The 26675-nt window shown below is 64.7% G+C and carries 23 protein-coding genes; 16 read left to right on the plus strand and 7 right to left on the minus strand.

Going from position 1 to position 26675, the window contains the following annotated elements; all coding sequences use genetic code 11:
- Both parC and AC0MAZ_RS06210 read left to right on the plus strand, forming a co-directional pair.
- Nucleotides 1-2259: a DNA topoisomerase IV subunit A gene (gene parC / locus AC0MAZ_RS06205; protein ID WP_475860660.1), complete on the plus strand. Its 2259-nt coding sequence runs from the start codon at nt 1-3 to the stop codon at nt 2257-2259.
- 175 nt (nt 2260-2434) lie between these two features.
- On the plus strand, nt 2435-3145 hold the full coding sequence (locus tag AC0MAZ_RS06210) for a PqiC family protein (RefSeq protein WP_203648199.1): 711 nt from the start codon (nt 2435-2437) through the stop codon (nt 3143-3145).
- A 187-nt stretch (nt 3146-3332) separates the two neighbouring features.
- On the opposite strand, the gene AC0MAZ_RS06215 is transcribed toward AC0MAZ_RS06210, so the two are convergent.
- On the minus strand, nt 3333-4784 hold the full coding sequence (locus tag AC0MAZ_RS06215; protein ID WP_203648198.1) for a histidine kinase: 1452 nt from the start codon (nt 4782-4784) through the stop codon (nt 3333-3335).
- Nucleotides 4785-4920: 136 nt separating this feature from the next.
- Here AC0MAZ_RS06215 and serB point away from each other — a divergent pair, with 136 nt between their 5' ends.
- On the plus strand, nt 4921-6135 hold the full coding sequence (serB, locus tag AC0MAZ_RS06220) for a phosphoserine phosphatase SerB (protein WP_203648197.1): 1215 nt from the start codon (nt 4921-4923) through the stop codon (nt 6133-6135).
- A gap of 167 nt (nt 6136-6302) precedes the next feature.
- Here serB and asd read toward each other — a convergent pair whose 3' ends face one another.
- Genes asd through AC0MAZ_RS06235 form a run of 3 tightly spaced genes read right to left on the minus strand, consistent with a single transcriptional unit; the run spans nt 6303 to nt 9565 of the window.
- Nucleotides 6303-7166, minus strand: a complete 864-nt coding sequence (gene asd, locus AC0MAZ_RS06225) for an archaetidylserine decarboxylase (RefSeq protein ID WP_232856319.1) — start codon at nt 7164-7166, stop codon at nt 6303-6305.
- A 9-nt stretch (nt 7167-7175) separates the two neighbouring features.
- Complete coding sequence (locus tag AC0MAZ_RS06230; protein ID WP_203648195.1) at nt 7176-7985, minus strand: rhodanese-like domain-containing protein; 810 nt, start codon at nt 7983-7985, stop codon at nt 7176-7178.
- Between the two features lie 44 nt (nt 7986-8029).
- Entirely contained in the window at nt 8030-9565 is a 1536-nt protein-coding gene (locus AC0MAZ_RS06235) for an HDOD domain-containing protein (RefSeq protein ID WP_475860662.1), read from the minus strand.
- Nucleotides 9566-9695: 130 nt separating this feature from the next.
- Between AC0MAZ_RS06235 and motA the strand changes: the two genes are divergently transcribed.
- On the plus strand, nt 9696-10547 hold the full coding sequence (gene motA, locus AC0MAZ_RS06240) for a flagellar motor stator protein MotA (protein ID WP_475860664.1): 852 nt from the start codon (nt 9696-9698) through the stop codon (nt 10545-10547).
- 3 nt (nt 10548-10550) lie between these two features.
- Nucleotides 10551-11567: a flagellar motor protein MotB gene (gene motB / locus AC0MAZ_RS06245; protein ID WP_203648193.1), complete on the plus strand. Its 1017-nt coding sequence runs from the start codon at nt 10551-10553 to the stop codon at nt 11565-11567.
- 330 nt (nt 11568-11897) lie between these two features.
- On the opposite strand, the gene AC0MAZ_RS06250 is transcribed toward motB, so the two are convergent.
- Together AC0MAZ_RS06250 and rsgA are read right to left on the minus strand one after the other, a co-directional pair.
- The gene (locus tag AC0MAZ_RS06250; protein WP_254464101.1) at nt 11898-12377 is read right to left on the minus strand and encodes a molecular chaperone Tir; all 480 of its coding nucleotides are present in this window, start codon (nt 12375-12377) and stop codon (nt 11898-11900) included.
- Between the two features lie 145 nt (nt 12378-12522).
- Nucleotides 12523-13554: a small ribosomal subunit biogenesis GTPase RsgA gene (gene rsgA / locus AC0MAZ_RS06255; protein WP_203648191.1), complete on the minus strand. Its 1032-nt coding sequence runs from the start codon at nt 13552-13554 to the stop codon at nt 12523-12525.
- A gap of 109 nt (nt 13555-13663) precedes the next feature.
- Here rsgA and orn point away from each other — a divergent pair, with 109 nt between their 5' ends.
- A complete protein-coding gene (orn, locus tag AC0MAZ_RS06260; RefSeq protein ID WP_203648190.1) occupies nt 13664-14206 on the plus strand; it encodes an oligoribonuclease in 543 nt (180 codons plus the stop codon).
- 92 nt (nt 14207-14298) lie between these two features.
- Nucleotides 14299-14910 carry a trimeric intracellular cation channel family protein gene (locus tag AC0MAZ_RS06265; RefSeq protein WP_023630647.1) on the plus strand — a complete coding sequence of 204 codons (612 nt, stop codon included), beginning with the start codon at nt 14299-14301 and terminating at the stop codon, nt 14908-14910.
- A gap of 912 nt (nt 14911-15822) precedes the next feature.
- Here AC0MAZ_RS06265 and queG read toward each other — a convergent pair.
- Complete coding sequence (gene queG / locus AC0MAZ_RS06270) at nt 15823-16887, minus strand: tRNA epoxyqueuosine(34) reductase QueG (RefSeq protein WP_232857398.1); 1065 nt, start codon at nt 16885-16887, stop codon at nt 15823-15825.
- 64 nt (nt 16888-16951) lie between these two features.
- Here queG and AC0MAZ_RS06275 point away from each other — a divergent pair, with 64 nt between their 5' ends.
- The 9 genes from AC0MAZ_RS06275 (at nt 16952) to hflC (ending at nt 26402) form a co-directional block, all read left to right on the plus strand.
- A complete protein-coding gene (locus AC0MAZ_RS06275) occupies nt 16952-17803 on the plus strand; it encodes an NAD(P)H-hydrate dehydratase (RefSeq protein WP_475860668.1) in 852 nt (283 codons plus the stop codon).
- Between the two features lie 8 nt (nt 17804-17811).
- Nucleotides 17812-18264: a tRNA (adenosine(37)-N6)-threonylcarbamoyltransferase complex ATPase subunit type 1 TsaE gene (gene tsaE / locus AC0MAZ_RS06280; protein WP_420713658.1), complete on the plus strand. Its 453-nt coding sequence runs from the start codon at nt 17812-17814 to the stop codon at nt 18262-18264.
- Nucleotides 18265-19707 carry an N-acetylmuramoyl-L-alanine amidase gene (locus AC0MAZ_RS06285; protein WP_420713625.1) on the plus strand — a complete coding sequence of 481 codons (1443 nt, stop codon included), beginning with the start codon at nt 18265-18267 and terminating at the stop codon, nt 19705-19707. It abuts the gene before it with no gap.
- The gene (gene mutL / locus AC0MAZ_RS06290; protein WP_475860671.1) at nt 19704-21605 is read left to right on the plus strand and encodes a DNA mismatch repair endonuclease MutL; all 1902 of its coding nucleotides are present in this window, start codon (nt 19704-19706) and stop codon (nt 21603-21605) included. The genes AC0MAZ_RS06285 and mutL overlap by 4 nt, the downstream gene beginning before the upstream one ends.
- A gap of 1 nt (nt 21606) precedes the next feature.
- A complete protein-coding gene (gene miaA, locus AC0MAZ_RS06295; protein WP_475860673.1) occupies nt 21607-22578 on the plus strand; it encodes a tRNA (adenosine(37)-N6)-dimethylallyltransferase MiaA in 972 nt (323 codons plus the stop codon).
- Between the two features lie 93 nt (nt 22579-22671).
- The gene (gene hfq, locus AC0MAZ_RS06300; RefSeq protein ID WP_203648183.1) at nt 22672-22932 is read left to right on the plus strand and encodes an RNA chaperone Hfq; all 261 of its coding nucleotides are present in this window, start codon (nt 22672-22674) and stop codon (nt 22930-22932) included.
- An 18-nt stretch (nt 22933-22950) separates the two neighbouring features.
- The gene (hflX, locus tag AC0MAZ_RS06305; protein ID WP_023629895.1) at nt 22951-24252 is read left to right on the plus strand and encodes a ribosome rescue GTPase HflX; all 1302 of its coding nucleotides are present in this window, start codon (nt 22951-22953) and stop codon (nt 24250-24252) included.
- A gap of 96 nt (nt 24253-24348) precedes the next feature.
- Complete coding sequence (hflK, locus tag AC0MAZ_RS06310; protein ID WP_110734900.1) at nt 24349-25533, plus strand: FtsH protease activity modulator HflK; 1185 nt, start codon at nt 24349-24351, stop codon at nt 25531-25533.
- Nucleotides 25533-26402: a protease modulator HflC gene (hflC, locus tag AC0MAZ_RS06315; RefSeq protein WP_203648182.1), complete on the plus strand. Its 870-nt coding sequence runs from the start codon at nt 25533-25535 to the stop codon at nt 26400-26402. Before hflK ends, hflC begins: the two co-directional genes overlap by 1 nt.
- The last annotated feature ends 273 nt before the right edge of the window (nt 26403-26675 follow it).

Below are 26675 nucleotides of genomic sequence, written 5' to 3' on the forward strand. Positions count from 1 at the left end.
ATGAGCGACTCACTCGAACTCAGCCTTGAAGGCGTCGAACGCCGTTCCCTGGCTGACTTCACCGAACAGGCCTACCTCAACTACTCCATGTACGTGATCATGGACCGTGCCCTGCCGCACATCGGCGACGGCCTCAAGCCGGTGCAGCGCCGCATCGTCTATGCCATGAGCGAGCTGGGGCTCGACGCCGACTCCAAGCACAAGAAGTCGGCGCGTACCGTCGGCGACGTGCTCGGCAAGTTCCACCCCCACGGCGACTCGGCGTGCTACGAGGCCATGGTGCTGATGGCCCAGCCGTTCAGCTACCGCTACACCCTGGTCGACGGCCAGGGCAACTGGGGTGCGCCGGACGATCCGAAGTCGTTCGCCGCCATGCGTTACACCGAGGCGCGCCTGTCGCGCTATGCCGAAGTGCTGCTCAGCGAACTGGGCCAGGGCACCGTCGACTGGGTGCCGAACTTCGACGGTACCCTGCAGGAGCCGGCGGTGCTGCCGGCGCGCCTGCCGAACATCCTGCTCAACGGCACCACCGGCATCGCCGTGGGCATGGCCACCGACGTGCCGCCGCACAACCTGCGCGAAGTGGCCAGCGCCTGCGTGCGCCTGCTCGACGAGCCCAAGGCCACCCTCGAGCAGCTGTGCGAGCACATCCAGGGCCCGGACTACCCGACCGAGGCCGAGATCGTCACCCCGCGCGCCGATATCCTCAAGCTCTACGAGACCGGCAAGGGCTCGATCCGCATGCGCGCGGTGTACCGCGTCGAGGATGGCGACATTATCGTCACCGCGCTGCCGCACCAGGTCTCCGGGGCCAAGGTGCTGGAGCAGATCGCCGCGCAGATGCAGGCCAAGAAGCTGCCGATGGTCGCCGACCTGCGCGACGAGTCGGACCACGAGAACCCCTGCCGCATCGTCATCATCCCGCGTTCGAACCGCGTCGATGCCGCCGAACTGATGCAGCACCTGTTCGCCACCACTGATCTCGAGAGCACCTACCGGGTCAACGTCAATATCATCGGCCTCGACGGCCGTCCGCAGCTGAAGAACCTGCGCGCGCTGCTGCTGGAGTGGCTGGAGTACCGGATCGGTACCGTTCGTCGCCGCCTGCAGCACCGTCTGGACAAGGTCGAGAAGCGCCTGCACCTGTTGGAAGGCTTGCTCACCGCGTTCCTCAACCTGGATGAAGTGATCCACATCATCCGCACCGAGGAGCACCCCAAACAGGCCCTGATCGCCCGTTTCGGCCTGACCGAGATCCAGGCCGACTACATCCTCGAGACCCGCCTGCGCCAGCTGGCCCGTCTGGAAGAGATGAAGATCCGTGGCGAGCAGGACGAGCTGCTCAAGGAACAGAAGCGCCTGACCACTCTGCTGGGCAGCGATGCCAAGCTGCGCAAGCTGGTGCGCAGCGAGCTGATCGAAGACGCCGAGACCTATGGCGACGACCGCCGCTCGCCGATCGTCGAGCGCGCCGAGGCCAAGGCCCTGTCGGAAAACGAGCTGATGCCGACCGAGCCGGTCACCGTGGTGCTGTCGGAGAAGGGCTGGGTGCGTTGCGCCAAGGGCCATGACATCGACGCCACGGGGCTTTCGTACAAGGCGGGGGACGGCTTCAAGGCCGCCGCTGCCGGACGCTCCAACCAATTCGCCGTGCTCATCGACTCCACCGGCCGCAGCTACTCACTGGCCGCCCACAGCCTGCCGTCGGCTCGTGGCCAGGGCGAGCCGCTGACCGGTCGCCTGACCCCACCGCCAGGCGCCACCTTCGAGTGTGTGTTGTTGCCTGAAGATGACGCTCTGTACGTGGTGGCCTCCGACGCTGGCTACGGTTTCGTGGTCAAGGGTGAGGATCTGCAGGCCAAGAACAAGGCCGGCAAGGGCCTGCTCAGCCTGCCCAACGGCGCCAAGGTGATGACCCCGCGCCCGGTGGCCAACCGCGAGCAGGACTGGCTGGCCGCGGTGACCACCGAAGGCCGTTTGCTGGTGTTCAAGGTCGCCGACCTGCCGCAGCTGGGCAAGGGCAAGGGCAACAAGATCATCGGCGTGCCGGGCGACCGGGTAGCCAGCCGCGAGGAGTACGTGACCGACCTGGCGGTGATCAGCGAGGGCTCGACCCTTGTATTGCAGGCTGGCAAGCGTACCCTTTCCCTGAAGCCGGATGACCTCGAGCATTACAAGGGTGAGCGTGGTCGCCGTGGTAGCAAATTGCCACGTGGCTTCCAGCGCGTCGACGGGCTGATGGTGGAAACCCCGGCCTGAGTGGATGGGCCGTCTGCTGCGGCGCTTTCGGCGCCGCTTCAGGCGGAAATGCTGGAGTCTGGTGGCTATTTCGCGGATGATAGTGCCCGCGTGGCGCCGGCGTGGCCGAGTGCCAGGATGAATCTACATGAGTATCACTGCGGTCAGTCTGGTGACGGCCGCCTGGATGGGATGAATGAAATTTCCGCGCCTTCCATTTGCGCTGCTGATGACTGGTTTGCTGGGCCTGAGCGGATGCAGCATGCATCAGCCGGTTGCCCTGTATCAGCTCGACAGTGGTGAACCCGGCCAGCCGACCCAGGCGGCGGGCATGGCGGTGGTGCTCGGCCCGGTATCGGTGGCCGACTACCTGCAACGCGAGACCTTTCTCCAGCGTCAGGCCGACGGCAGCCTGACAGCGGCCACCGATGGCCGCTGGGCCGGTAGCCTTTCGTCGGATATCGACCAGTTGCTGGTGCGCCAGCTGGCCTGGCGCCTGGACAGCCAGCGCGTGGTGCTGGCGCCGGCAAGCGCCGGCTTCACGCCGGACGTGCAGGTGCTGCTGTCGATCACCCGCCTGGATTCGGGCAAGAACCAGCCGGCGATCCTGGATGCCCAGTGGCGCGTGCTGGACCGCCGGGGCCAGGTGCGTGACAACCGCATCGTCCACCTCGAGCAGCCCCATGCGGGCACCGAGTCGGCGCAGGTCCAGGCCCAGGGGCAATTGCTGCAGAAGCTGGCCGAACAGCTGAGCAGCGCAGTCAAGCCACTGGCCAACCAGCCGGCCATCGCCGAGGAGACGCCCCGCAAGCAGGCGGCCCCGGTGCAGGTGAAGAAAGAGCCGGAGAAGCCGAAGATCCCGATGGCTTCGCCGATTCGTACCGATATGGAAGTGTTCCGCTTCTGATATCCGCAGACACAAAAAAGCCCGCAGCGATGCGGGCTTTTTTGTGCACGATGACCTGTAGGAGCGGCCTCGTGCCGCGAAAGGGCCGCAGAGCGGCCCCGACAATCTTCGCATCAACACTGAGATCCTGGGGCTGCTACGCAGCCCTTTCGCGGCACGAGGCCGCTCCTACAGGGATCGCGAGAACTCAGGCCCGCCGCTCGTGCATCCGTGCCAGCTGGCGTTCCAGCATCGACGGGTAAGGCTCCATCAGGCGTTCGACACAGCAGGCGCCCTCGGGGCTTGCGATCGGCCTAATACGCGCACGCTGGCGCACCAGGGCGTCATCGCTGATACGGCGTTCCACCAGCAGCAGGTTGCGGCTGTGCTGCGACAGGGCCAGGGCATCCTGGGCCTGCTCGGTCATCAGCAGGTCGACCTGATCCATGCCCTGCAGGTCGTCGGCCAGTACCAGGCCCAGTTGCAGTTGCAGGGTGATGCCGCTGTCGGCCACCTCGATCTGCAGGGCATGGCCCAGGGCGCGCAGCAGCTCGCCACAGCAGATGGCGTTGGTCAGGTAGTCCTCGCCGCAATCGCGGCTGTGGAACAACAGCAGGGTGCTGCCGTCATTCAGGGTGTGGACTTCCCCTTCGTACAGCGAAGCGGCCTGCTCCAGGCAGTCGCGGTAGCGTTCGAGCAATTCGGTCAGGCGGGTGCGTGGCAGGCGGCGCAGTTGCTCCTGGGAGCCCAGCTGCACGGCCAGCACGGCACTGAACTGCGGCTCGTCGGACTCGACGATGACAGGCTTGGCCGGGGCGCTTTGCTCATCCATCAGATCGGCGAAGGCGTCGTCGTCCTCGTCGTGATCGACAGTCTGTACCGCCGCTTTCGCCCGTGGAGCGACCTTGGCAGCTGGCGCGTCGTCGAAATCGTCTTCCTCGTCTTCTTCCTCAGGCTCCGGTGGCGGTGGCGGGGCGAGGCGGGCGTGCAACTGGCGCGCCAGGTCGCCAATCTCGTCCTGGCGGTCGGTGCCCGGCGTGTAGGGGTGCGGGTCGCGCAACCAGACGCGCAGCTGCAGCAGCGGGGTCGAGATGAAGCGGCCCAGGCGCAGGCTGAGGGTCAGGGCCAGGGCCAGCAGGATCGCGGCGAGGATGCCCATGCTCTGCAGGCTGATCAGCATCGGCTGCTGGAACTGGCTCATGTCCAGGCTGATGCGCAACTGGCCGGCCGTGACGTCCTGGAAGGTGATCTTGGTCTGGTAGACCCCTTCGGTTTCGCCCAGCAGGCTGTTGCGCGGGCGCTGGCCGGCCTCGGCGAGGATGCGGTTGTCCACGCTATAGATGGCCGCATGGGCCACCAGCGGGTTCTTCACCAGGTTGCCCAGCAGCACGTTGAGGCTGAGGATGTCGTTGGACACCAGCAGCTCGGTGGCCGAGGTGGCTGTCTGGGTGGTCAGGCTCTGGCCGACGGCATCGGCCTGCTCGTGCATGGCCTGCTTGAACTGCAGGCCCATCACGCAGGCGTAGATCACCAGGGCCAGGGCCACCAGGAAGATGTTATGGCTGGCAATGCGCAGGGCCAGTGGAATTCGGCGCTGGCTCAGGGCTCGGTAGATCATCAGGAAGAAGTTGTCGGGTTTTACGGGCGTGGGCCGGTTCACAGAGCTCGGCTCTTTATGGCGAGAAAGTTGCTGCGCAGTATAGCGATACGTGTTTTGTCGGCAAAGTATCGTTGGCGCCCGATGGTCATGGAAAATCGGTAGAATGCGCATTTTTCATCGAGTTGGAGCCCCGGTCTTGCGCGAAATCGTCCTGATCAACATCACTGGTGAAGACCGTCCAGGTCTCACTGCGGCCATCACCGGCGTCCTGCTCCAGGGCGGTGTGAACATTCTCGACATAGGCCTGGCGGTCATGCACGGCACATTGTCGTTCGGCATCCTGGTCGACATCCCCGACAACGAAGTGGCCACCGCGCTGCTGCAGAGCGTGCAGTCTAAGGCTCACGAACTGGACCTGCAGGCCCGCTACACCCCCATTTCCGAGGCCGACTACCAGCACTGGGCCGACAGCCAGGGCGAGGCGCGCCATATCGTTACCCTGCTCAGCCGCCGGGTGACCCCGCAGCAGTTGCAGCGGGTCAGCGCGATCATCAGCCAGTATGGCCTGACCATCGAGCGCATCGAGCGGCTGTCCGCCCGCGTGGCGCTGGACGCCCCGACCGACAAGGGCAAGTCCGCGCTGGAAATCTCCGTGCGCGGCGAGGCCAGCGATGCCCAGGCCCTGCGCGCCGATTTCTTTGCGTTGTCCGAAGAACTCAACGTCGACATCGCCTTCCAGCGCGATGACCTGTTCCGTCGCAACCGCCGCCTGGCGGTGTTCGACATGGACTCGACCCTGATCGAGGCCGAGGTGATTGACGAGTTGGCAAAGGCCGCTGGCGTCGGCGAGCAGGTGGCGGCGATCACCGAGCGCGCCATGCGTGGCGAGCTGGATTTTCGCGCCAGCTTCAAGGAGCGCATGGCGCTGCTCAAGGGCCTGGACGTGGGTGTGCTCGACCAGATCGGCGCCTCGCTGCGCCTGACCGAGGGTGCCGAGCACCTGTTCGCCGAGCTCAAGCGCCTGGGCTACAAGACCGCCATCCTCTCTGGCGGCTTTACCTACTTTGCCAAGCAGGTGCAGGCGCGCCTGGGCATCGACTACGTGTTCGCCAATGAACTGGAGGTGGTTGACGGCAAGGTGACCGGCGTTGCCGTCGAGCCGATCGTCGATGCCCAGCGCAAGGCCGAACTGCTGCAGCAGCTGGCCAGCGAGGAAGGCCTGCAGCTCGAGCAGACCATCGCTGTTGGCGATGGCGCCAACGACCTGCCGATGCTGTCCCTGGCCGGCCTGGGCGTGGCCTTCCGCGCCAAGCCGCTGGTGCGTCAGTCGGCCAAGCAGGCGATCTCGACCCTGGGGCTGGATGGCGTGCTGTACCTGCTGGGCGTGCGCGATCGCGAAGCGCGCGGTTGATCTTGAGCCGGGGCCGCGTTGCGGCCCTTTCGCGGCACAAGGCCGCTCCTACAGAGAGCCGCAATACCCTGTAGGAGCGGCCTTGTGCCGCGAAGGGCTGCAACGCAGCCCCAATAAAAAGGCCCTGCATGATTTGCATCATGCAGGGCCTTTTGCTTACCGGATGATCAGGCCTGGTTCGGCTGCGCCAGCAGCTCACCCATGCGCACTGCAGAACCCGCACCCAGACTCTCGGCCCACTTCACCTGCTCCGGCCCGAACAGCACGATGGCGGTGGAGCCCAGCTTGAAGCGGCCCAGTTCGGCACCTTTTTCCAGATGGATCGGCGCACGGCTGGCTTCGTCGTAGCGGAAGGTCTTCAGCTCGCGCTTCGGCGGCGTGACCAGGCCGGCCCAGACGGTTTCGATCGAGGCGACGATCATCGCGCCGACCAGCACCACGGCCATCGGCCCGCGCTCGGTATCGAACAGGCAGACCACGCGCTCGTTGCGGGCGAACAGCTCTGGCACGTTTTCCGCGGTGGTCTGGTTGACCGAGAACAGCCGGCCCGGCACATAGACCATCTCGCGCAGGGTGCCGGCCAGCGGCATGTGCACGCGGTGGTAGTCCTTGGGCGACAGGTAGATGGTGGCGAATTCGCCGCCCATGAACGGTGCGGCCAGGGCCGGATCGCCGCCCAGCAGCTCCAGGGCGCTGTAGCCGTGGCCCTTGGCCTGGAAGATGCGGCCGTGCTCGATCGGGCCGAGCTGGCTGACGGCACCATCGGCTGGGCAGAGGATCGCGCCGGGGGTTTCGTCCAGCGGGCGGGCACCGGGCTTGAGGGCGCGGGTGAAGAAGGCGTTGAAGTGCTCGTAGGCGCTGAGGTCTTCGACCAGTGCCTCGGACATGTTCACCTGGTAGCGCTTGGCGAACCAGGCGGTGAAGGCGTTCTTGAACCAGCGCGCGCGGCACTCGGCGACGCAGCCGGCCAGCCGCGACAGCAGGTGGTGCGGCAGCAGGTACTGGCTGATGATGAACAGACGGGATTTCATGCAGGTTCCTTAGACTTCTACAGGCGTGTCCGGGTGGTTGCCCCATTCGCTCCACGAGCCGGCGTAGGCCTTGACGCGTGGATAGCCGAGGGACTTGGCCACCAGGTAGGTGAATCCGGAGCGGCGGTGGGTCTGGCAGTGAGTGATCACTTCCTTGTCCGGAGTGATGCCCCGTTCCTTCAGGGTTTTGGCAATGTCCTTGCGGATGCGCAGGTGATCGTTGAGATCCATGCCCTCGGTCCACTCGAGGTTGATCGCGCCGGGAATGTGCCCGCCCTTGGCGGCCAGTACCTTCTCGCCGCTGAATTCCTGTGGGCCACGGGCATCCCAGATGACCAGGTCATCAGCGCCCAGGCGACTTTGCAGGTATTCACGGGTGGCGGTCGGTTCGCCGTGCAATTGCAGGCGCACAGATGTACCGGCCGCTGCCGGCACCTCGGTGGTGAGCTTGTCGGCGGGCCAGGCCTGAATGCCACCGTTGAGATAGTGGTAGTGCTCATGGCCGATCACGTCGAGCAGCCAGATGAAGCGGCCGGCCCAGCCGCCACCTTCATCGTCGTAGACCACATAGACGGCGTCGTTGCGATGACCGAGCTCGCTGAACAGCCTTTCCAGGTCCGCCAGTGCCGGCACCAGCCCGGGGGCCGGGGGTTGGCCGAGCTGGGTGCGCTTGCCCTCGACGAAGCGGGCGCCGGGGATATGGCCGCTGACATAGCGGTTGGCGCTGCTCAGGTCGATCAGGATCAGCTCGGGCGAATCCAGGCGCGGCAGCAGATCCTCGGCTTCGATCACCAGGGGCAGGCCGGAAAAGTCAGTCATCCACGTTCTCCAGGGTGGAAAGAGGGGCGATTGTAGCGCAAGGGTCAGGCATTGCGGGTGGCAAACACGGCGAGGGCGCGTTCAACGCATTGCGCGGTCTTGCCGAACGCCTGCACGCTGACATCGGCCAGTGGCTTGCCGTCCTGGTCGGCCACCGCCAGCATCAGCACCTGGTCGCCCACCGCCAGCGAGCGCAGCAACAGGTGCTCGCCGCGAAAGAAGGCGCGTAGCGGTGCCGGCAGCAGGGCGCTGAACTGGCCATGGTTGTCGGGCGTCAGGCGCAGTTGGCCGGCTTTTGCCATCAACTTTTGCAACAATTTGTTCTGCGCGACGGGCAACGCCATGGCGGCGGCCTCTTGCGGCAGGCCGGCGGTCTGCTGCACGCGCAGATAGTCGGTGGCCTTGTCCAGGCTCAGCAGCATGATGCGCTGCATGCCACAGGCCAGCAGGGCGTCGCGGGCCTGGGTGGCCAGGTGCACGGCGTTGCTGAACGGGCTGGGCTGGGCCAGCAGTTCCTGGCACAGCGCACGCCAACGGCCGAGGTCCTCGGTGCTGGGCGGTGGCGGCGTGAGCATGTCCGGGTGCGGCCGGCGCTGGTGCCAGGGCCAGATCAGCGCCTCGGCCGGGTGGAAAAGCGCATGCCGGGCGTGATGGCGGGCACTGGCCGCAGCCTGTTGGTGGACCTGCTGCTGGACATCGTCCAGGGTGGTCTGCAGGTACAGCGCGGTGAGCAGCTGCCAGCGCAGCAGGTGCGGGTTGTCCCAGCCGACCTGGGCCGCCAGGGCCAGGCCGTTGGCCAGCAGCACGGTGTTGGGCGGCTGGTTGAACCAGCGGCGCAGGGCCGGTTCGTCGTCCAGGCGCTGCTGCTGGACCAGCGGGTCCTGCTCGCGGGCGATGTTCAGCACCTGGGCGAGCTGCTCGCGTTCTTCGAGCAGCAGGCGGTAGCCCTGGATGACCCATTCGGGCAGGCGCCAGTGTTCGGCCAGGCTTCGGCACAGCTGCATCAGGCGCACCCCGAACAGCTCCCGCTCGACCACGGCAGCGTCCTCGCCCTTGTGAATCACCCGCAGTTCCCAGGTGTCGAGCAGCTTGGGGTAGGCCAGGGCCAGGGGCCACAGCGGCGAGAGGAACAGCAGGCTGCCCCAGTGGATCTCCTGCCACAGCCGTGCCAGGCGGCTGGCGAACAGGCCATTGGCCTGCTGGGTGGCATGCTGGCTGATCAGCAGGAACTGGCGCAGTACCGGTGGAATGTCGTCGCCGGGCACCGCTGGCAAGCGTGCCAGCAGTTGGCTGATACGGGCCAGGCCCAGGCGGTTGAGGGCAATTTCCAGACTTTCAGCTGGCTCGGCCTGGCTGGCATTGGCCGAATGGTTGGCCTCGCGCATCACGCACAGCACCAGCGCGGGGCTGTCCTGCATCAGTTCGGCTATGTCGCGCAGGGAGCGGCGACTGTCGTTGATGGCCTGCAGAACGCGGTCATGGCTCTCTTTCGGGACCGGCACGCGGACCCCGTCGAGCAGCTTTATCCAGCCCTCCAGGCTCGTCGGGACCTGAGTTGGCACCTTGGTTTCAATTGGCATATTGACATCAGTCCGAACTGGCTTTTCGCAATGAGTGGCTATAGTCTGGCGCAGTTCTGCCGATAAGTAGAAGAAGAGTTTTCAAGCTTCCGTTCCCTACCCTGACCACGACAGCAAGTGCTTCCAACTTATGGCTAAAATTATCGGCATCATCGTCGTATTCGCGAGCGTGCTCGGCGGCTACGTGCTTTCCCACGGCAAGATCGCGGCACTGATCCAGCCGTTCGAAGTGCTGATCATCGGCGGCGCGGCCTTTGGTGCGTTCCTCCAGGCCAACCCTGGTTACATGACCATGCATGTAATCAAGAAGTCGCTGAAGATGTTCGGCACCCGCTTCACCCACACCTTCTACCTCGAGGTGCTGGGCCTGGTGTACGAGATCCTCAACAAGAGCCGTCGTGAAGGCATGATGGCGATCGAGGGTGACATCGAGGACGCCGCAGCCAGCCCGATCTTTGCCAAGTACCCGGCAGTGCTGGGTGATGAGCGCATGACGGCGTTCATCTGCGATTACCTGCGGATCATGTCCACCGGCAACATGGCGCCCCATGAGCTCGAAGGCCTGTTCGACATGGAGCTGCTGAGCCTGAAGGAAGAGCTGGAGCACCCGTCCCACGCAGTCAACGGGATTGCCGACGGCATGCCTGGTTTCGGTATCGTCGCGGCGGTACTGGGTATCGTGGTGACCATGGCCTCGCTGGGTGACGGCGACCAGAAGTCCATCGGCCTGCACGTGGGCGCGGCGCTGGTCGGTACCTTCTTCGGTATTCTCGCCGCCTACGGCTTCTTCGGCCCGCTGGCCAACGCCCTGCGCCACGATGCGAAAGAGGAACTGAACGTCTACGAGGCGATCAAGGCCTCGCTGGTGGCCTCGGCCTCCGGCATGCCGCCGTCGCTGGCGGTCGAGTTCGGTCGCAAGGTGCTGTACCCGGCGCACCGCCCGAGCTTTGCCGAGCTGGAACAAGCAGTACGCGGTCGCTAAGCCATGGAGAACAATCAGCCCATCATCGTCAAGCGCGTCAAGCGCTTTGGCGACGGCCATCACGGCGGCGCCTGGAAAATCGCCTTCGCCGACTTCGCCACGGCGATGATGGCGTTCTTCCTGGTGCTCTGGCTGCTGTCGACGGCCACGCCCGAGCAGAAGATCGCCATCGCCGGTTACTTCAAGGATCCGATTGGCTTCTCCGAGAGCGGCACGCCCTACATCATTGACCTGGGCGGCTCGCCGCAACTGGCGCCGGAAAAGACCATCAACCCGGAAACCAAGTCGGAGCCGACGCCTGACACCAGCATCCAGCTGGACAAGGACCAGGTCGAGACCATGGCCGAGCAGGTCGAGCGCGAGCGCCTTGAGCTACTGCTGCAGGAGCTGCAGAACAAGGTCGAGGAAAACCCGCAGTTGCAGAAGTTCAAGGACCAGATCCTGTTCGAGATCACCCAGGACGGCCTGCGCATCCAGATCATGGACGCCGAGAACCGGCCGATGTTCGACCTCGGCAGCGCGCGGTTGCAGCCGTATTTCGAGGACATCCTGCTGGCCATGGCCGACACCATCAAGGCGGTGCCGAACAAGATCAGCATCAGTGGCCACACCGACGCCAAGCCGTATTCCGGCACCGGCGACTTCGGCAACTGGGAACTGTCGGCCAACCGCGCCAACGCCGCGCGTCGTGCCCTGGTTGCTGGCGGCTATCCGGATGAGCAGGTGGCGCGGGTGGTCGGCTATGCCTCGTCGTCGCTGTTCGACCGGGCCAATCCGTTCAACCCGGTAAACCGCCGCATCGATATCATCGTCCTGACCAAGAAGGCCCAGCGCGATATCGAGGGTGAGCAGGGTGCGCCGGAGGCCACGCCACCGGCCACTGCAACACCGCCTGCGGACGCCGCACCCGGGGCCGCCGCGGCGCCGGGCGACGCGCCGATGCAGCCGCGCGAGCTGCGCCAGAAGCTGAACATCTTCGAGGATGGCGTGTTGAAGATGGACGAGGCCAAGGACCAGTAAATGACAGGGGCCGCATCGCGGCCCTTTTTCATTGCCAGCATCACGTTCAGCGTGGGAGTGGGCTTGCCCCGCGATGCGGTGTAGGGCACCGGCTTTTCCGGTGTCGGGCCAAGCCCTCTCTCATGGAACAAACCGTAACTCATTGATTTAGCTCGACCCTGTGGGAGCGGGTTTATCGGACCGCCGCACCGCCGCGAAGAATCCAGCGCGGTGTATGGCACCGGCTGCGCCGGTGTTCGCGGGTGAACCCGCTCCCACAGGGGACAGTTCCCTGCGCGATAACGTAGCCCGAAGGGCTGGGCGATCGCCCAAAAGCCTGCCCCGGCGCGCTCAGAAACCCCGCCTGATCTTGGCCTTGAGGTCTGCGTGGAAGAAATCCGCGTTGTCCCTGTCCGACAGGTTCCCGCGCCCGGTCATCGAGGCCATGGCGCGGCCAAAGGTCTGCTCGTCGTGGTAGGCCCGCACGAACAGCTCGATATGCTCCCGCTCGCGCATTGCCGGCCATCTGCCAAGGCACTCCGGCAGCTCGCCGGTACCTGCGTGATAGAAACTCACCCGGCGATTGGCCATGGCTGCAGCGCCCAGCAACCAGGCCGTCCACCAGTCGTCGACGGTGTGCTCGGACAGCACGCCGATCCAGTGGGTGGCATCGGCCATGTGCTGGCAGAAGCCGCCATGCAGGTCGTCCAGGGTCTGCCCTTCACTGTCGAAGGGCACCAGTTGGGTGGGAATGCCTTCGAGCAGCAGGCGTTCATTAAGGATGAAGGCATCGAGCCGCTCATCCCGGCGGTAACTGATGAAAACCGGCATCCTTGTTGCCCTCCCTGATCAATGCCGACGACAAGGCATGACCATCAGGGAAAGCAGGGATAGGGACAATAGGTGACCGCAAAACCGGAGCGGTCCTACCTGCTACGGTAAGATTTCCTACGATCTAGGCAGGCAAACCTGCCAATCAGTAGGTGTCTTCAGGCAGGCTGGCGATGATCGAACGGTAACTGTTCATCCGCTGCTGGGTGACGCTGCCGTCCTCCAGAGCCTTGAGCAGCGCGCAACCGGGCTCGCGATCATGTTTGCAGTCGCGAAAGCGACAGTGGCCGATCAGTTCGCGGAATTCGATAAAACCATCCTCGACATCATCGCGGCTGACGTGCATCAGGCCGAACTCGCGGATGCCCGGCGAGTCGATCAGGTCACCGCCGTTGGGGAAGTGGTACAGCCGTGCCGTGGTGGTGGTATGGGTACCCTGGCCGGACCACTCCGACAGGTCGCCAACGCGCGTGTCGGCGGCGGGCAGCAGGCTGTTGACCAGCGAGGATTTGCCCACGCCGGATTGGCCGACGAACACGCTGATATGGCCGTCGAGGGTCTCCTGCAGGCGCTGCATGCCATCGCCGTGGTGGGCCGAGACCTCCAGCAGCGGGTAGCCCAGGCCACGGTAGACCTCGAGCATCGCATGGAGGGTCGGACCGTTCTCGTCGTCGATCAGGTCGGCCTTGTTCAGCAGCAGCAGCGGGCGGATACCGGCATGCTCGGCGGCTACCAGGTAGCGGTCGATCAGGTTGGGGTGCGGCTCGGGCGCCGGGGCGAAGACGATGACGATCAGGTCGACGTTGGCCGCTACCGGCTTGAGCTGGCCGTGGTTGTTCGGTCGGCACAGCTCGGTGCTGCGCGGCATCTGCGCGACGATCACGCCGATCCCCTGGTTGCCGGCGCGCCAGACCACGCGGTCGCCGGTGACCAACGCCGGCAGGTTGGCCCGCAGGTGGCAGCGGAAGACCTGGCCGGCGGCCTCGCCGTCCTGGGCCTCGACCTCGACCTGCACGCCGAAGTGGGCGATCACCAGGCCAAGCTGCTCAGGCCCCAGGTCGCCACCTTCCAGCTCCTGCAGCACGTGCTGCTCGCGTTTGGCGGCGCGGGCGGCGCGCTCGCCCTGGATCTTTTCGATGCGCCAGTTCTGGCGGCGGTTGAGCTGGCGTTTGGCCATGAGGGTTCCGTGTCGGCGGGGCAGAAAGAAAACGGCGGGCAGTTTAGCACGGCGTGCCCACGAGCCGCCCTGCTAGGCTAATATGACGGGCTATTCGAGGAGCCTTTTCATGCAGAACCCACAGAACCTGATCTGGATCGATCTGGAGATGACCGGCCTGGATCCGGACAACGACGTCATCATCGAGATGGCCACCATCGTCACCGACAGCGAGCTGAACACCCTGGCCGAAGGCCCGGTGATTGCCATTCATCACAGCGATGAGGTGCTGGCGCGCATGGACGAGTGGAACACCCGCACCCACGGCGCCTCGGGCCTGACCCAGCGTGTGCGCGAGAGCAAGGTGAGCATGGCGCAGGCCGAGGCGCAGACCATCGCTTTCCTCGAGCAGTGGGTGCCGAAGGGCAAGTCGCCGATCTGTGGCAACAGCATCTGCCAGGACCGCCGTTTTCTCTATCGCCACATGCGTGAACTGGAAAACTACTTCCACTATCGCAACCTCGATGTCTCCACGCTCAAGGAGCTGGCCGCACGCTGGGCGCCGGATGTGCGCGACAGCTTCAAGAAGGGCAGCACCCACCTGGCGCTGGATGACATCCGCGAGTCGATCGGTGAGCTGCGCCACTATCGCGAGCACTTCATCAAGGTCTGACCTTGCCGTGCGCCGACGATCGTCGGCGCGCCCCCTTTTGGTGCCCCGCGCGACTGGGTAGACTGCGCGCCTTTCCCGCACGGACCTGCACCATGTTGCTGATGCTCTACCTCATCGCCATTACCGCCGAAGCCATGACTGGCGCCCTGTCCGCCGGCCGTCGCGGCATGGACTGGTTCGGCGTGGTGCTGATCGCCTGCGTTACCGCGCTCGGTGGCGGCTCGGTGCGCGACGTGCTGCTCGGGCATTACCCGCTGACTTGGGTGAAGCATCCGGAGTACCTGGTGCTGACCAGTTTCGCGGCGCTGCTGACCATCTTCATCGCGCCCTTGATGCGCCACCTGCGGTCGCTGTTCCTGGTGCTCGACGCCCTGGGGCTTGTGGCGTTCACCCTGATTGGTTGCATGACTGCTCTGGAAATGGGGCAGGGGTTCCTGGTCGCTTCGATCAGCGGGGTAATCACCGGGGTGTTTGGTGGCATCCTGCGGGATATCTTCTGCAACGATATTCCGTTGGTGTTTCGGCGTGAGCTGTATGCCAGTGTTTCGTTTGCGGCGGCCTGGTTCTACCTGGGGTGTGTTTACTTCAAGGTGCCGGCGGAACAGGCCATGTTGCTGACGCTGTTTGGTGGTTTTCTGGTGCGGTTGTTGGCTATTCGGTTTCATTGGGAGATGCCGAAGTTTCATTACAATGATCAACAGTAAATTAGCGCTGGGCTTTGAGGGGTTCGGTTATCCCTGTGGGAGTCGGCTGGTCGCCGGGAGCTTATAACTTAACTACACTGCCAGTGGTCCAATAGTTGGTTCATGTCTGTTGATCTTGATCTTGATCTTGCTTCTAAGTGCGCGATAGTTCAGGCGACGCCAATTGCGACTTCAGGAGGCCGAGCGGAGTTCTTGCGGAGGGAGGTGACGGGCATGGATGCCCGTCAAGCGCTGCGCCCCAGGATGGGGCGTTCAGCGCGGTCCTCCCGGGAGCAAGAACGGAGCGAGGGGACCCCGGAGCGAAGCGTAGGGGCCGGATGAATGGAGCGAGGATTTTTTGCTTACTTTTTGATCCTTCAAAAAGTAAGCCGCCGTAAGGGCGGAAAGGTGACTTCGCGTCACCATCGCGAATGAATGCGCATATAACTTTCAAAACACATGCTCTAAAAGTCAAAGTCAAAGTCAAAGTCAAAGTCAAAGTCAAATGCGATCGGCGTGGGTTTTTACAGGTGTAAGCGCATTCATTGGCTATACTGACGCATAGTCACCTTTTCGCCCTTACGGCGAGTCCCTTTTTGAAGGATCAAAAAGGAACCAAAAAATCCTCGCTCCATTCATCCGGCCCTACGCTTCGCTCCGGGTCCCCTCACTCCGGCCTTGCTCCCGGGAGGACCGCGCTGCAGGGCCCATCCTGGGCCCCAGCGCTTGACGGGCATCCATGCCCGTCACCTCCCTCCGCAAGGCCTGCGTTCGGCCTCCTGAAGTCGCGAAGTTACGGGCGGCGCCTGGGATGGCGCAGCTGTCGCTAGTGGGCTGCGGGGTTAATCTTCTGATCGCAAAAGCAAAAGCAAAAGCAAAAGCAAAAGCAAAAGCAAAAGCAAAAGCAAAAGCAAAAGCAAAAGGCAGCAAGCGTCAAAGGGCGTCGTGGCGAGCCAGCGCCCACTCCACGTGCTCGCGTACCAGCTCCGAAGGATCATCCCGCCGCGCGTTGAGCGCTTCCAAGACGGGAATGGTCGAAGGCGCATTCCCCAGCCCCACCGCCAGGTTACGCAAAAACCGCTCATACCCCGCCCGCCGCAGGGGCGAACCCTCGGTGCAGCCGAGAAAACGCTTTTCATCCCACAGGAACAACTCGGCCAGCTCGATATTGTCCAGCCCCCGGCGGGGCATGAAGTCGTCTTCGGTTGTGGTCTTGGCGAAACGGTTCCAAGGACAGACGATCTGGCAATCGTCGCAACCAAACACCCGGTTACCAATCAATGGCCGCAGTTCCAGTGGAATGGCGCCGCGCAATTCGATGGTCAGGTACGAAATGCAACGCCGCGCATCAAGCTGATAAGGCCCGACAAAGGCCTGGGTCGGGCAGATATCCAGGCACGCCTGGCAGCGCCCGCAATGATCGCTACCTTGTACGCCATCAATCGGCAGCGGCAGGTCGACGAACAGCTCGGCGAGGAAGAAATAGCTGCCGGCCTTGCGGTTGAGCAGCAAGGTGTTCTTGCCGATCCAGCCCAGGCCGGCCTCCTGGGCCAGGGCCTTCTCCAGCACCGGGGCGCTGTCGACGAAGGCACGGTAGCCAAAGGGGCCGATGGCCTCCTGGATGCGATCGGCGAAGTGCTGCACGCGCTTGCGCACCAGCTTGTGGTAGTCACGGCCCAGGGCATAGCGCGAGATATAGGCCTTTTCCGGCTCCGCCAGGCGCTTGGCCATCTGCGTGTCGCCGGGCAGGTAGTCCATGCGCAGCGAAAGCACCCGCAGCGTGCCGGGGATCAGCTCGGCCGGGCGCGAGCGCTTGTGGCCATGGTCGCCCATGTACTCCATCTCGCCGTTGTAGCCGGCAGCCAGCCAGCGCTGCAGGTGCTGTTCGTGCTCGCCAAGGTCGACGCCGGCGATGCCGACATGGGCAAAACCGAGTTCGCGGCCCCAATCCTTGATCGATTGGGCCAGTGTGGCGATGTCTGGGAGATTGGCGGACATGGATGAACAAGCATTACGAGCGGAGGTGCGTATAATTCTGCCAGACATCGGAGCCTTTGACCCCATGCCTCAGACCAAACACCCCCCATTACTGCTGAGTAGCCTGACCTTGGCCGGGCTGCCGCCCCGCGCCGCCGATGCCCACAAGGGCGATTTCGGCCATGTGCTGGTGATTGGCGGCGACCTGGGCACCGGCGGCGCAGTGATGCTCAGCAGTGAGGCAGCGCTGCGTTGCGGCGCCGGCCTGGTCAGCGTGGCGACCCGTGCCGAGCACGTCGCCGCTGGGCTGGCCCGCCTGCCGGAGGTGATGTGGCAGGGCGTGAGCTCAGCCAACCAGCTGCTTGGCCCGCTCGTACGGGCCTCGGTGCTGGTGGTCGGTCCCGGCCTGGGCCAGGCGGCCTGGGGGCGCAGCCTGCTGTCGGCGGTGACCCATGCGCACCTGCCGCAGGTGTGGGACGCCGATGCCCTCAATCTGCTGGCCGCTGCGCCACTGGCGTTGCCCAGCGGCAGCATCCTCACCCCGCACCCGGGCGAGGCGGCGCGGCTGCTGGGCATCTCCACCGAGGCGGTGCAGGCCGACCGGCCGGGCGCCGCGCGCAAGCTGGCGCGGCGCTACGCCAGCGTCTGCGTGCTCAAGGGCGCGGGCACGCTGGTGGCCGACCCGGCCGGGCAACTGGCGCAGTGCGGGCGAGGGCACCCGGCCATGGCTGGTGCCGGGTTGGGCGATGTGCTTACCGGTGTGCTGGCGGCGTTGCTGGCCCAGGGGTTGGACGCCTGGCAGGCCGCGTGCCTGGGGGTATGGTTGCATGCCTGCGCGGGCGAGCGCCTGGGTGTCAAAGGTAGAGGGCTGGCGGCCAGTGATCTGGTCCCGGTCATTAGAGCGTTATTGGAGGAGCATTCAGCGTGTCAGGTGTAACCCTGTTTCTGGCCGACGAGCCAGCCACCGTCGCCTTTGGCGCCAAGCTGGCCGAAGTGACCAAAGGTCATGGCGTGATCTTTCTCGAAGGCGACCTGGGCGCCGGCAAGACCACGCTGTCCCGTGGCCTGATCCGCGGCCTGGGCCACGACGGCCCGGTGAAAAGCCCGACTTTCACCGTGGTCGAACCCTACGAGATCGGCGACATCCGCGCCTTCCATTTCGACCTCTATCGTCTGGTCGATCCGGAGGAGCTCGAGTACCTGGGCATTCGCGACTATTTCGAGGGCGATGCGCTGTGTCTGTTCGAATGGCCGGATAAAGGCGCGGGCGTTTTGCCAAAGCCCGACCTGACCATTACCATAAGCCCGCAAGCGGGCGGACGTTCGCTGAACCTGTCGCCGCAGGGGGCACGCGGCGAAGCCTGGTGTGCCGTTCTGGCCAAAGAATTCAAACAGTAAGTGGGGAAAGGTATGCGCATACGCGCACTGGTCGCCGTCGTTGGGCTGCTGCTGACCGCGGTGACCGTTGACGCTCTGGCCGTCACTCAAGTCAAGAGCATGCGCCTGTGGCGCGCTCCGGACAACACGCGGCTGGTCTTCGACCTGTCCGGGCCTGTGCAGCACAGCGTCTTCACCCTGACCGCACCCGATCGCCTGGTGATCGACATCAACGGCGCCACGCTGGGTGCGCCGCTGAACGTTTCCACCTCGAACACGCCGATCACCAGCGTGCGCTCGGCCCAACGCACGCCCACCGACCTGCGGGTGGTGGTCGACCTGAAAAAGGCCGTCTCGCCCAAAAGCTTCGTCCTGGCGCCGAACGCCCAGTACGGCAACCGCCTGGTGGTCGACCTGTACGACCAGGAAGCTGACGCTATCGCCGCCAGCAACCCGACCCCGCCACCGACGCCGCAGCCTCCGGCCACCACGCCGGCGGTGCCGGTCACCCCGGCGCAGCCGGCGATCAAGCTGCCGCCGGCGCCGGCCGGCAAGCGTGACATCGTGGTCGCCATCGACGCCGGTCACGGTGGCGAAGACCCGGGCGCGTCCGGCTCGCGCGGCCAGCACGAGAAAGACATCGTGCTGGATATCGCCAAGGAGCTGCAGCGCCAGATCAACTCCGAGAAGGGCTACCGCGCCGAGCTGACCCGTACCGGCGACTACTTCATCCCGCTGCGCAAGCGCACCGAGATCGCCCGCAAGAAGGGCGCCGACCTGTTCGTCTCGATCCACGCCGACGCCGCGCCGTCCAAGGCCGCCTTCGGCGCCTCGGTGTTCGCCCTGTCCGACCGTGGCGCCACCTCCGAGACCGCCCGTTGGCTGGCCGACACGGAAAACCGCTCCGACTTGATCGGCGGTGCCGGCAACGTCAGCCTCGACGACAAGGACCGCATGCTGGCCGGTGTGTTGCTCGACCTGTCGATGACCGCCACCCTCAGCTCCAGTCTCAACGTCGGCCAGAAGGTGCTGGGCAACATGGGGCGGGTTACGCCGTTGCACAAGCAACGTGTGGAACAGGCCGGGTTCATGGTGCTGAAATCGCCGGACATTCCGTCGATCCTGGTCGAGACCGGCTTCATCTCCAACGCCAACGAGGCCGCCAAGCTGGCGACCCGCAGCCATCAGCAGGCACTGGCACGCTCGATCCACACCGGCGTGCGCCAGTTCTTCCAGCAGAACCCGCCACCGGGCACCTACATCGCCTGGCTGCGCGACAGCGGCAAGATCGCCCAGGGGCCGCGTGAGCACACTGTGCGTCCCGGCGAGACCCTGGCGATGATCGCAGTGCGCTACCAGGTCAGCGTTGCCAGCCTGCGCAGCAGCAACAGCCTGAAAACCGACGAGCTGAAGGTCGGCCAGCACCTGGATATCCCCACCACCGCCCTGGCGTCCCAGCAATGAGTGGCGGTTCGCGTATCCAGCTGCTCAGCCCGCGGCTGGCCAACCAGATCGCCGCCGGCGAGGTGGTCGAGCGCCCCGCGTCGGTGGCCAAGGAGCTGCTGGAAAACAGCCTCGACTCCGGTGCCCGGCGCATCGAGGTCGAGGTCGAGCAGGGTGGCGTGAAGTTGCTGCGGGTGCGCGACAACGGCAGCGGCATCGCCCCGGACGACCTGCCGCTGGCCCTGGCGCGCCACGCCACCAGCAAGATCCGCGAACTGGAGGACCTCGAAGGCGTGCTCAGCCTCGGTTTTCGCGGCGAGGCCCTGGCCTCGATCAGCTCGGTGGCGCGCCTGACCCTGACCTCGCGTACCGCCGACGCCAGCGAAGCCTGGCAGGTGGAAACCGAAGGGCGCGAGATGACGCCGCGGGTGCAGCCTGCCGCGCATCCGGTCGGCACCTCGGTCGAAGTGCGCGACCTGTTTTTCAACACCCCGGCCCGACGCAAGTTTCTCAAGGCCGAGAAGACCGAGTTCGATCACCTGCAGGAAGTGATCCGGCGCCTGGCGCTGGCGCGCTTTGATGTCGGCTTCCACCTGCGCCACAACGGCAAGACCATCTTCAGCCTGCACGAAGCAGCCGACGAGATGGCCCGCGCGCGGCGCGTGGGCACCATCTGTGGTCCGGGCTTCCTCGAACAAGCGCTGCCGATCGACGTCGAGCGCAACGGCCTGCGGCTGTGGGGCTGGGTCGGCCTGCCGACCTTCTCGCGCAGCCAGGCCGACCTGCAGTACTTCTTCGTCAATGGCCGCGCCGTGCGCGACAAGCTGGTCGCCCACGCGGTGCGCCAGGCCTATCGCGACGTGCTGTTCAATGGCCGGCACCCGACTTTCGTACTGTTCCTCGAGTGCGACCCGACCGGGGTGGACGTCAACGTACACCCGACCAAGCACGAGGTGCGCTTCCGCGAAGGGCGCACGGTCCACGACTTCCTTTATGGCACCCTGCACCGCGCCCTGGCCGACGTGCGTCCGGAGGACCAGCTCGCCGCGCCCGCCGCGACCAGCGAGATGCTTCGCCCTAGCGGTCTGCAGGCCGGCGAGTTCGGCCCGCAGGGCGAGATGCGCCTGGCCTCGCCAGTGCTCGAGCAGCCCCAGGGCGAGGCGCGGCCAGCCTTTTCCTCCGGCGGTTCTGGCGCCGGCTATCAGTACCAGTACACCCCGCGCCCCGCGCAGCCGGTCAACGTCGGCGAGGCCCAGGCGGTCTACCGCGAGTTCTACGCGCCGCTGGACAACGCTACCGCCATGCCAAACGCGCTGCCGGAAAGCCAGGGCGACATCCCGCCGCTGGGCTACGCCCTGGCGCAGCTCAAGGGTATCTATATCCTCGCCGAGAACGCCGTCGGCCTGGTGCTGGTGGACATGCACGCCGCCCATGAGCGGATCATGTACGAGCGTCTGAAGGTGGCCATGGCCAGCGAGGGCCTGAGCGGCCAGCCGCTGCTGGTGCCCGAGTCGCTGGCGCTGAGCCAGCGCGAGGCCGATTGCGCCGAGGAGCACGCCCAGTGGTTCCAGCGCCTGGGCTTCGAGCTGCAGCGCCTGGGCCCGGAAACCCTGGCGATCCGCCAGATCCCGGCGCTGCTCAAGCAGGCCGAGGCTAACCGTCTGGTCCAGGACGTGCTTGCCGACCTGATGGAATACGGCACCAGCGACCGTATCCAGGCGCACCTGAACGAACTGCTCGGGACCATGGCCTGCCACGGCGCGGTGCGCGCCAATCGGCGCCTGGCCATCCCGGAGATGAACGCGCTGCTGCGCGACATGGAGAACACCGAGCGCAGCGGCCAGTGCAACCATGGCCGGCCGACCTGGACCCAGATGGGCCTGGACGACCTGGACAAGCTGTTCCTGCGGGGCCGATAAGATGAGCGCAAAACCCCCGGCGATATTCCTCATGGGACCGACTGCGGCCGGCAAGACCGACCTTGCCATCGAGCTGACCCAGGTGCTGCCCTGCGAGCTGATCAGCGTCGATTCGGCGTTGGTCTATCGCGGCATGGATATTGGCACTGCCAAACCTTCGAAAGAGATCCTGGCCGCTCATCCGCATCGGCTGATCGACATTCTTGACCCGGTCGAAAGCTATTCGGCCAAGCAGTTCTGCACCGACGCCCTTGAAGCCATGGCCGAGATCACCGCGCGCGGCAAGATCCCGCTGCTGGTGGGCGGCACCATGCTCTATTACAAGGCCCTGGTCGATGGTCTGGCTGACATGCCACCGGCCGACGCCGCCGTGCGCGCCGAGCTCGAGGCGCAGGTAAGTGCGCTGGGGCTGGCTGAATTGCATCGGCAACTGGCCGAAGTCGACCCGGAATCAGCCGCGCGCATCCATCCGAATGACCCGCAGCGTCTTATCCGCGCGCTCGAGGTATACCGGGTGAGCGGCGAGAGCATGACCGCCCACCGCCAGCGTCAATTCGCGGAAAGTCGCGACGCAGACGCAGGCGCGAACGGGCATTTGCCCTATACTGTCGCGAGTTTGGCGATTGCTCCTACAGATCGTCACATTTTGCATCAGCGAATTGCGCTACGATTTTCGCAGATGCTGGAACAGGGCTTCGTCGATGAGGTCCGATCGCTGCGTGCCAGAAGTGACTTGCACGCGGGGCTGCCGTCTATACGGGCAGTGGGCTATCGACAGGTCTGGGATTATCTCGACGGTCAGCTGACTGAGAATGAGATGCGTGAACGCGGTATCATTGCCACGCGCCAGCTGGCCAAGCGGCAGTTCACCTGGTTGCGCGGCTGGGAAGGCGTGCACTGGCTGGATAGCCTGGCCTGCGACAATCTGTCCCGCACCTTGAAATACCTTGGGGCCGTCTCCATATTGAGCTGAGTCCCTGCTTATAGCCGTCTATTCTTACGAAAAACGGCATGAATCATCGAATTTCCAGTTTTTCTACTATTGATCCTTACAGGAGTGCGGCATATGTCAAAAGGGCATTCGCTACAAGACCCTTACTTGAACACCTTGAGAAAAGAAAAAGTCCCGGTTTCGATCTATCTGGTCAACGGGATCAAGCTGCAGGGCCAGATCGAATCCTTCGACCAGTTCGTCGTGCTGCTGAAGAATACCGTCAGCCAGATGGTCTACAAGCACGCCATTTCGACCGTCGTCCCGGCACGTCCGGTTCGCCTGCCAAGCCCGACCGATGCCGAGCACGGTGACAGCGAGCCAGGCAACGCTTGAAAATAGTAGGAGCCTGCATTGTTCTTTGAGCGCCACGGTGGTGGTGAGCGAGCGCTGCTCGTTCACTTGGAAGGTCAGAACCCTGAGGCGCGCGAAGACCCGCAGGAGTTTCAGGAGCTGGCGCTGTCGGCCGGAGCCGATATCGTTTCGCTGGTAACAGTGGCGCGGCATCAGCCCACCGCCAAGTTTCTGATCGGCAGCGGCAAGGTCGAGGAGCTACGCGACCTGGTCCATTCGGCCGAAGCCGATCTGGTGATTTTCAATCACACCCTCACGCCCAGCCAGGAACGCAACCTCGAACGTGTCTTCGAGTGTCGCGTGCTGGACCGTACCGGGCTGATTCTCGATATCTTCGCCCAACGGGCGCGTACTCACGAAGGCAAGCTGCAGGTCGAACTGGCCCAGCTCGAGCACATGAGCACGCGGCTGGTGCGCGGCTGGACCCACCTTGAGCGACAGAAAGGTGGTATTGGCCTGCGCGGCCCGGGCGAGACCCAGCTGGAAACCGACCGCCGCCTGCTGCGGGTGCGTCTGCGCCAGATCAAGGCACGCCTTGAGAAGGTGCGCAGCCAGCGTGAGCAGGCCCGTCGCGGGCGCAAACGCGCGGACATTCCGTCGGTTTCGCTGGTGGGCTACACCAACGCCGGCAAGTCGACCTTGTTCAACGCCCTGACGCAATCCGACGTGTATGCCGCGGACCAGTTGTTCGCCACCCTCGACCCGACCTTGCGCCGGCTCGAACTGGCCGACCTGGGGCCGATCGTGCTGGCCGACACCGTGGGCTTCATTCGCCACCTGCCGCACAAGCTGGTCGAGGCATTTCGGGCTACGCTCGAAGAGTCGAGCAACTCCGACCTGCTGCTGCACGTGATCGACGCCCATGAGCCCGAGCGCATGGAGCAGATCGAGCAGGTGCTGGCGGTATTGGGTGAGATCGGGGCCGAGAGCTTGCCGATCCTCGAGGTCTATAACAAACTCGACCTGCTCGAAGATGTCGAGCCGCAGATCCAGCGCGATGCCGATGGCAAGCCGCAGCGGGTCTGGGTATCGGCACGCGATGGTCGAGGCCTGGAGCTGGTTGGCCAGGCGATTGCCGAGTTGCTGGGGGATGACCTGTATGTCGGAACCCTGTGCCTGGAGCAACGGTTTGCCCGCCTGCGCGCGCAATTCTTTGCCCTGGGTGCCGTGCAGAGTGAAGAGCATGATGAAGAAGGGCGCAGCCTGCTGAGCGTGCGACTGCCCAGGGTCGAGTTGAATCGCCTGGTCAGCCGCGAAGGCATGGAGCCGCAAGTGTTTGTCGAGCAACACACTTTGCAATAAATGCCCGTCGAGGTCGTCGGGCAGCGGTGACAGGCATTCTGTAGCATTGGACGGCGCGCCGTGGGCGCGTCTTTGCTTTATCAGATGGAGAGCGCTATGGCTTGGAACGAGCCGGGTGGCAACTCGAACAATCAGGATCCCTGGGGCGGTCGCCGTAACGGCGGCGGCGGTGGTGGCGACAAGAAAGGTCCACCGGATCTCGACGAGGCCTTCCGCAAGCTGCAGGACAGCCTGAACGGCATGTTCGGCAGTGGCAAGAAACGCGGTGGCGGTGGCGACCGCAATATCGGCAAGGGCGGCAGCTATGGCTTGCTGGGTATCGGCCTGGCGGTGCTGGCGGCCATCTGGCTGTACAACGCCGTGTACGTGGTGGACGAGCAGGAGCAGGCCGTGGTGCTGCGCTTCGGCAAGTACTACGAGACCGTCGGTCCCGGCCTGAACATCTACTTCCCGCCGATCGACCGCAAGTACATGGAAAACGTGACTCGCGAGCGGGCTTACACCAAGCAGGGCCAGATGCTCACCGAAGACGAGAACATCGTCGAGGTGCCGCTGACCGTGCAGTACCGCATCAGCAACCTGCAGGACTTCGTGCTCAACGTCGACCAGCCGGAAGTCAGCCTGCAGCATGCGACCGACAGCGCCCTGCGCCACGTGGTGGGTTCCACCTCGATGGACCAGGTGCTGACCGAAGGCCGCGAGCAGATGGCCGTGGACATCCGCGAGCGTCTGCAGCGTTTCCTCGACACCTACCGCACCGGTATCACCGTCACCCAGGTCAACGTGCAGAGCGCGGCAGCTCCGCGTGAAGTACAGGAAGCCTTCGACGACGTGATCCGTGCCCGTGAAGACGAACAGCGTGCGCGCAACCAGGCCGAGTCCTACGCCAACGGCGTGGTGCCCGAGGCCCGCGGTCAGGCGCAGCGCATCATCGAGGACGCCAATGGCTACCGCGATGAGGTAATCGCCCGTGCCAAGGGTGAGGCCGATCGCTTCACCAAGCTGGTTGCCGAGTACCGCAAGGCGCCGGACGTGACCCGTCAGCGTCTGTACCTGGAAACCATGCAGGAGGTGTACAGCAACTCCAGCAAGGTCATGGTGGCGACCAAGGACGGGCAGAACAACCTGCTCTACCTGCCACTGGACAAGATGGTCGAAGGCAGCCGCAACAGCACGCCAGCGCCGGTCAGCGGAGTTTCGCCGTCGGTCAACGACGCCGCCGCACGTGCCGCGCAGGACCTGCAACAACAACCGCCGCTGCGTTCCAGGGAGAGCCGCTGATGAGCAATAAATCGCTGTTCGCCCTGATTGGCGCCGTGGTGCTGGCGATCGTCGCCTGGAACTGCTTCTACATCGTCTCGCAGACCGAGCGCGCGGTATTGCTGCAGTTCGGCCGCGTGGTCAAGGCTGATGTCCAGCCCGGCCTGCACGTGAAGGTGCCGTACGTGAACCAGGTGCGCAAGTTCGATGCCCGCCTGATGACCCTCGACGCCCCGACCCAGCGTTTCCTGACCCTGGAGAAGAAGGCGGTGATGGTCGATGCCTACGCCAAGTGGCGGGTCAAGGACGCCGAGCGCTTCTACACCGCGACCTCGGGCATGAAGCAGATCGCCGACGAGCGTCTGTCGCGTCGTCTGGAAAGCGGCCTGCGTGACCAGTTCGGTAAACGCACCCTGCACGAAGTGGTGTCCGGTGAGCGTGACGCGTTGATGGCTGACATCACCGCTTCGCTGAACCGCATGGCCAGCAAGGAGCTGGGTATCGAAGTGGTCGACGTTCGCGTCAAGGCCATCGACCTGCCGAAGGAAGTCAACCGTAGCGTGTTCGACCGCATGAGCACCGAGCGTGAGCGTGAGGCTCGCGAGCACCGCGCCAAGGGTAACGAGCTGGCCGAAGGTATTCGTGCCGACGCCGACCGTCAGCGCCGCGTGCTGCTGGCCGAGGCGTATCGTGAAGCGGAAGAGACCCGCGGTGATGGCGACGCCCAGGCGGCCTCCATCTACGCCAAGGCCTACAGCCAGGACGCTGATTTCTATGCGTTCCACCGTAGCCTGCAGGCCTACCGCGAGAGCTTCTCGAGCAAGAGCGACGTACTGGTCCTGGACCCGAAGAACGAGTTCTTCCGTTACCTGGACAAGAGCAAGCCCTGATGCTGCTCTCATGACGGGGCGCCCCGTCTGGCAGCTAAAATGCCAGGCGGGGTGCATCCTGAATGAAAAGGGGTGTATGATGCGGCAGCCGGGAAATTCCCGGCTTTTTTGCGTCTGCAAGGTTGATCGGCCCATGGCTTGTTGACGGTTTGGTCAGGACGCAAGGCAATTCGAGGGTGTTGGGTACGGTGGTTGCGCTGGGATCGGTGCTGCCCGCTATTGTGCGCCAACGCCTGCTTTACTCACGGCTCGCCTGCGGGCAGGCCGCCCGGA

Source organism: Pseudomonas sp. A (assembly GCF_056270345.1).

What these genes read in the sequence shown, in the direction of transcription:
- parC (WP_475860660.1), top strand. Translation starts at nt 1, where the DNA reads ATGAGCGACTCACTCGAACTCAGCCTTGAAGGCGTCGAACGCCGTTCC.
- AC0MAZ_RS06210 (WP_203648199.1), top strand. Translation starts at nt 2,435, where the DNA reads ATGAAATTTCCGCGCCTTCCATTTGCGCTGCTGATGACTGGTTTGCTG.
- asd (WP_232856319.1), bottom strand. Translation starts at nt 7,166, where the DNA reads ATGAAATCCCGTCTGTTCATCATCAGCCAGTACCTGCTGCCGCACCAC.
- AC0MAZ_RS06230 (WP_203648195.1), bottom strand. Translation starts at nt 7,985, where the DNA reads ATGACTGACTTTTCCGGCCTGCCCCTGGTGATCGAAGCCGAGGATCTG.
- AC0MAZ_RS06235 (WP_475860662.1), bottom strand. Translation starts at nt 9,565, where the DNA reads ATGCCAATTGAAACCAAGGTGCCAACTCAGGTCCCGACGAGCCTGGAG.
- motA (WP_475860664.1), top strand. Translation starts at nt 9,696, where the DNA reads ATGGCTAAAATTATCGGCATCATCGTCGTATTCGCGAGCGTGCTCGGC.
- motB (WP_203648193.1), top strand. Translation starts at nt 10,551, where the DNA reads ATGGAGAACAATCAGCCCATCATCGTCAAGCGCGTCAAGCGCTTTGGC.
- AC0MAZ_RS06250 (WP_254464101.1), bottom strand. Translation starts at nt 12,377, where the DNA reads ATGCCGGTTTTCATCAGTTACCGCCGGGATGAGCGGCTCGATGCCTTC.
- rsgA (WP_203648191.1), bottom strand. Translation starts at nt 13,554, where the DNA reads ATGGCCAAACGCCAGCTCAACCGCCGCCAGAACTGGCGCATCGAAAAG.
- orn (WP_203648190.1), top strand. Translation starts at nt 13,664, where the DNA reads ATGCAGAACCCACAGAACCTGATCTGGATCGATCTGGAGATGACCGGC.
- AC0MAZ_RS06265 (WP_023630647.1), top strand. Translation starts at nt 14,299, where the DNA reads ATGTTGCTGATGCTCTACCTCATCGCCATTACCGCCGAAGCCATGACT.
- queG (WP_232857398.1), bottom strand. Translation starts at nt 16,887, where the DNA reads ATGTCCGCCAATCTCCCAGACATCGCCACACTGGCCCAATCGATCAAG.
- AC0MAZ_RS06275 (WP_475860668.1), top strand. Translation starts at nt 16,952, where the DNA reads ATGCCTCAGACCAAACACCCCCCATTACTGCTGAGTAGCCTGACCTTG.
- mutL (WP_475860671.1), top strand. Translation starts at nt 19,704, where the DNA reads ATGAGTGGCGGTTCGCGTATCCAGCTGCTCAGCCCGCGGCTGGCCAAC.
- miaA (WP_475860673.1), top strand. Translation starts at nt 21,607, where the DNA reads ATGAGCGCAAAACCCCCGGCGATATTCCTCATGGGACCGACTGCGGCC.
- hfq (WP_203648183.1), top strand. Translation starts at nt 22,672, where the DNA reads ATGTCAAAAGGGCATTCGCTACAAGACCCTTACTTGAACACCTTGAGA.
- hflK (WP_110734900.1), top strand. Translation starts at nt 24,349, where the DNA reads ATGGCTTGGAACGAGCCGGGTGGCAACTCGAACAATCAGGATCCCTGG.
- hflC (WP_203648182.1), top strand. Translation starts at nt 25,533, where the DNA reads ATGAGCAATAAATCGCTGTTCGCCCTGATTGGCGCCGTGGTGCTGGCG.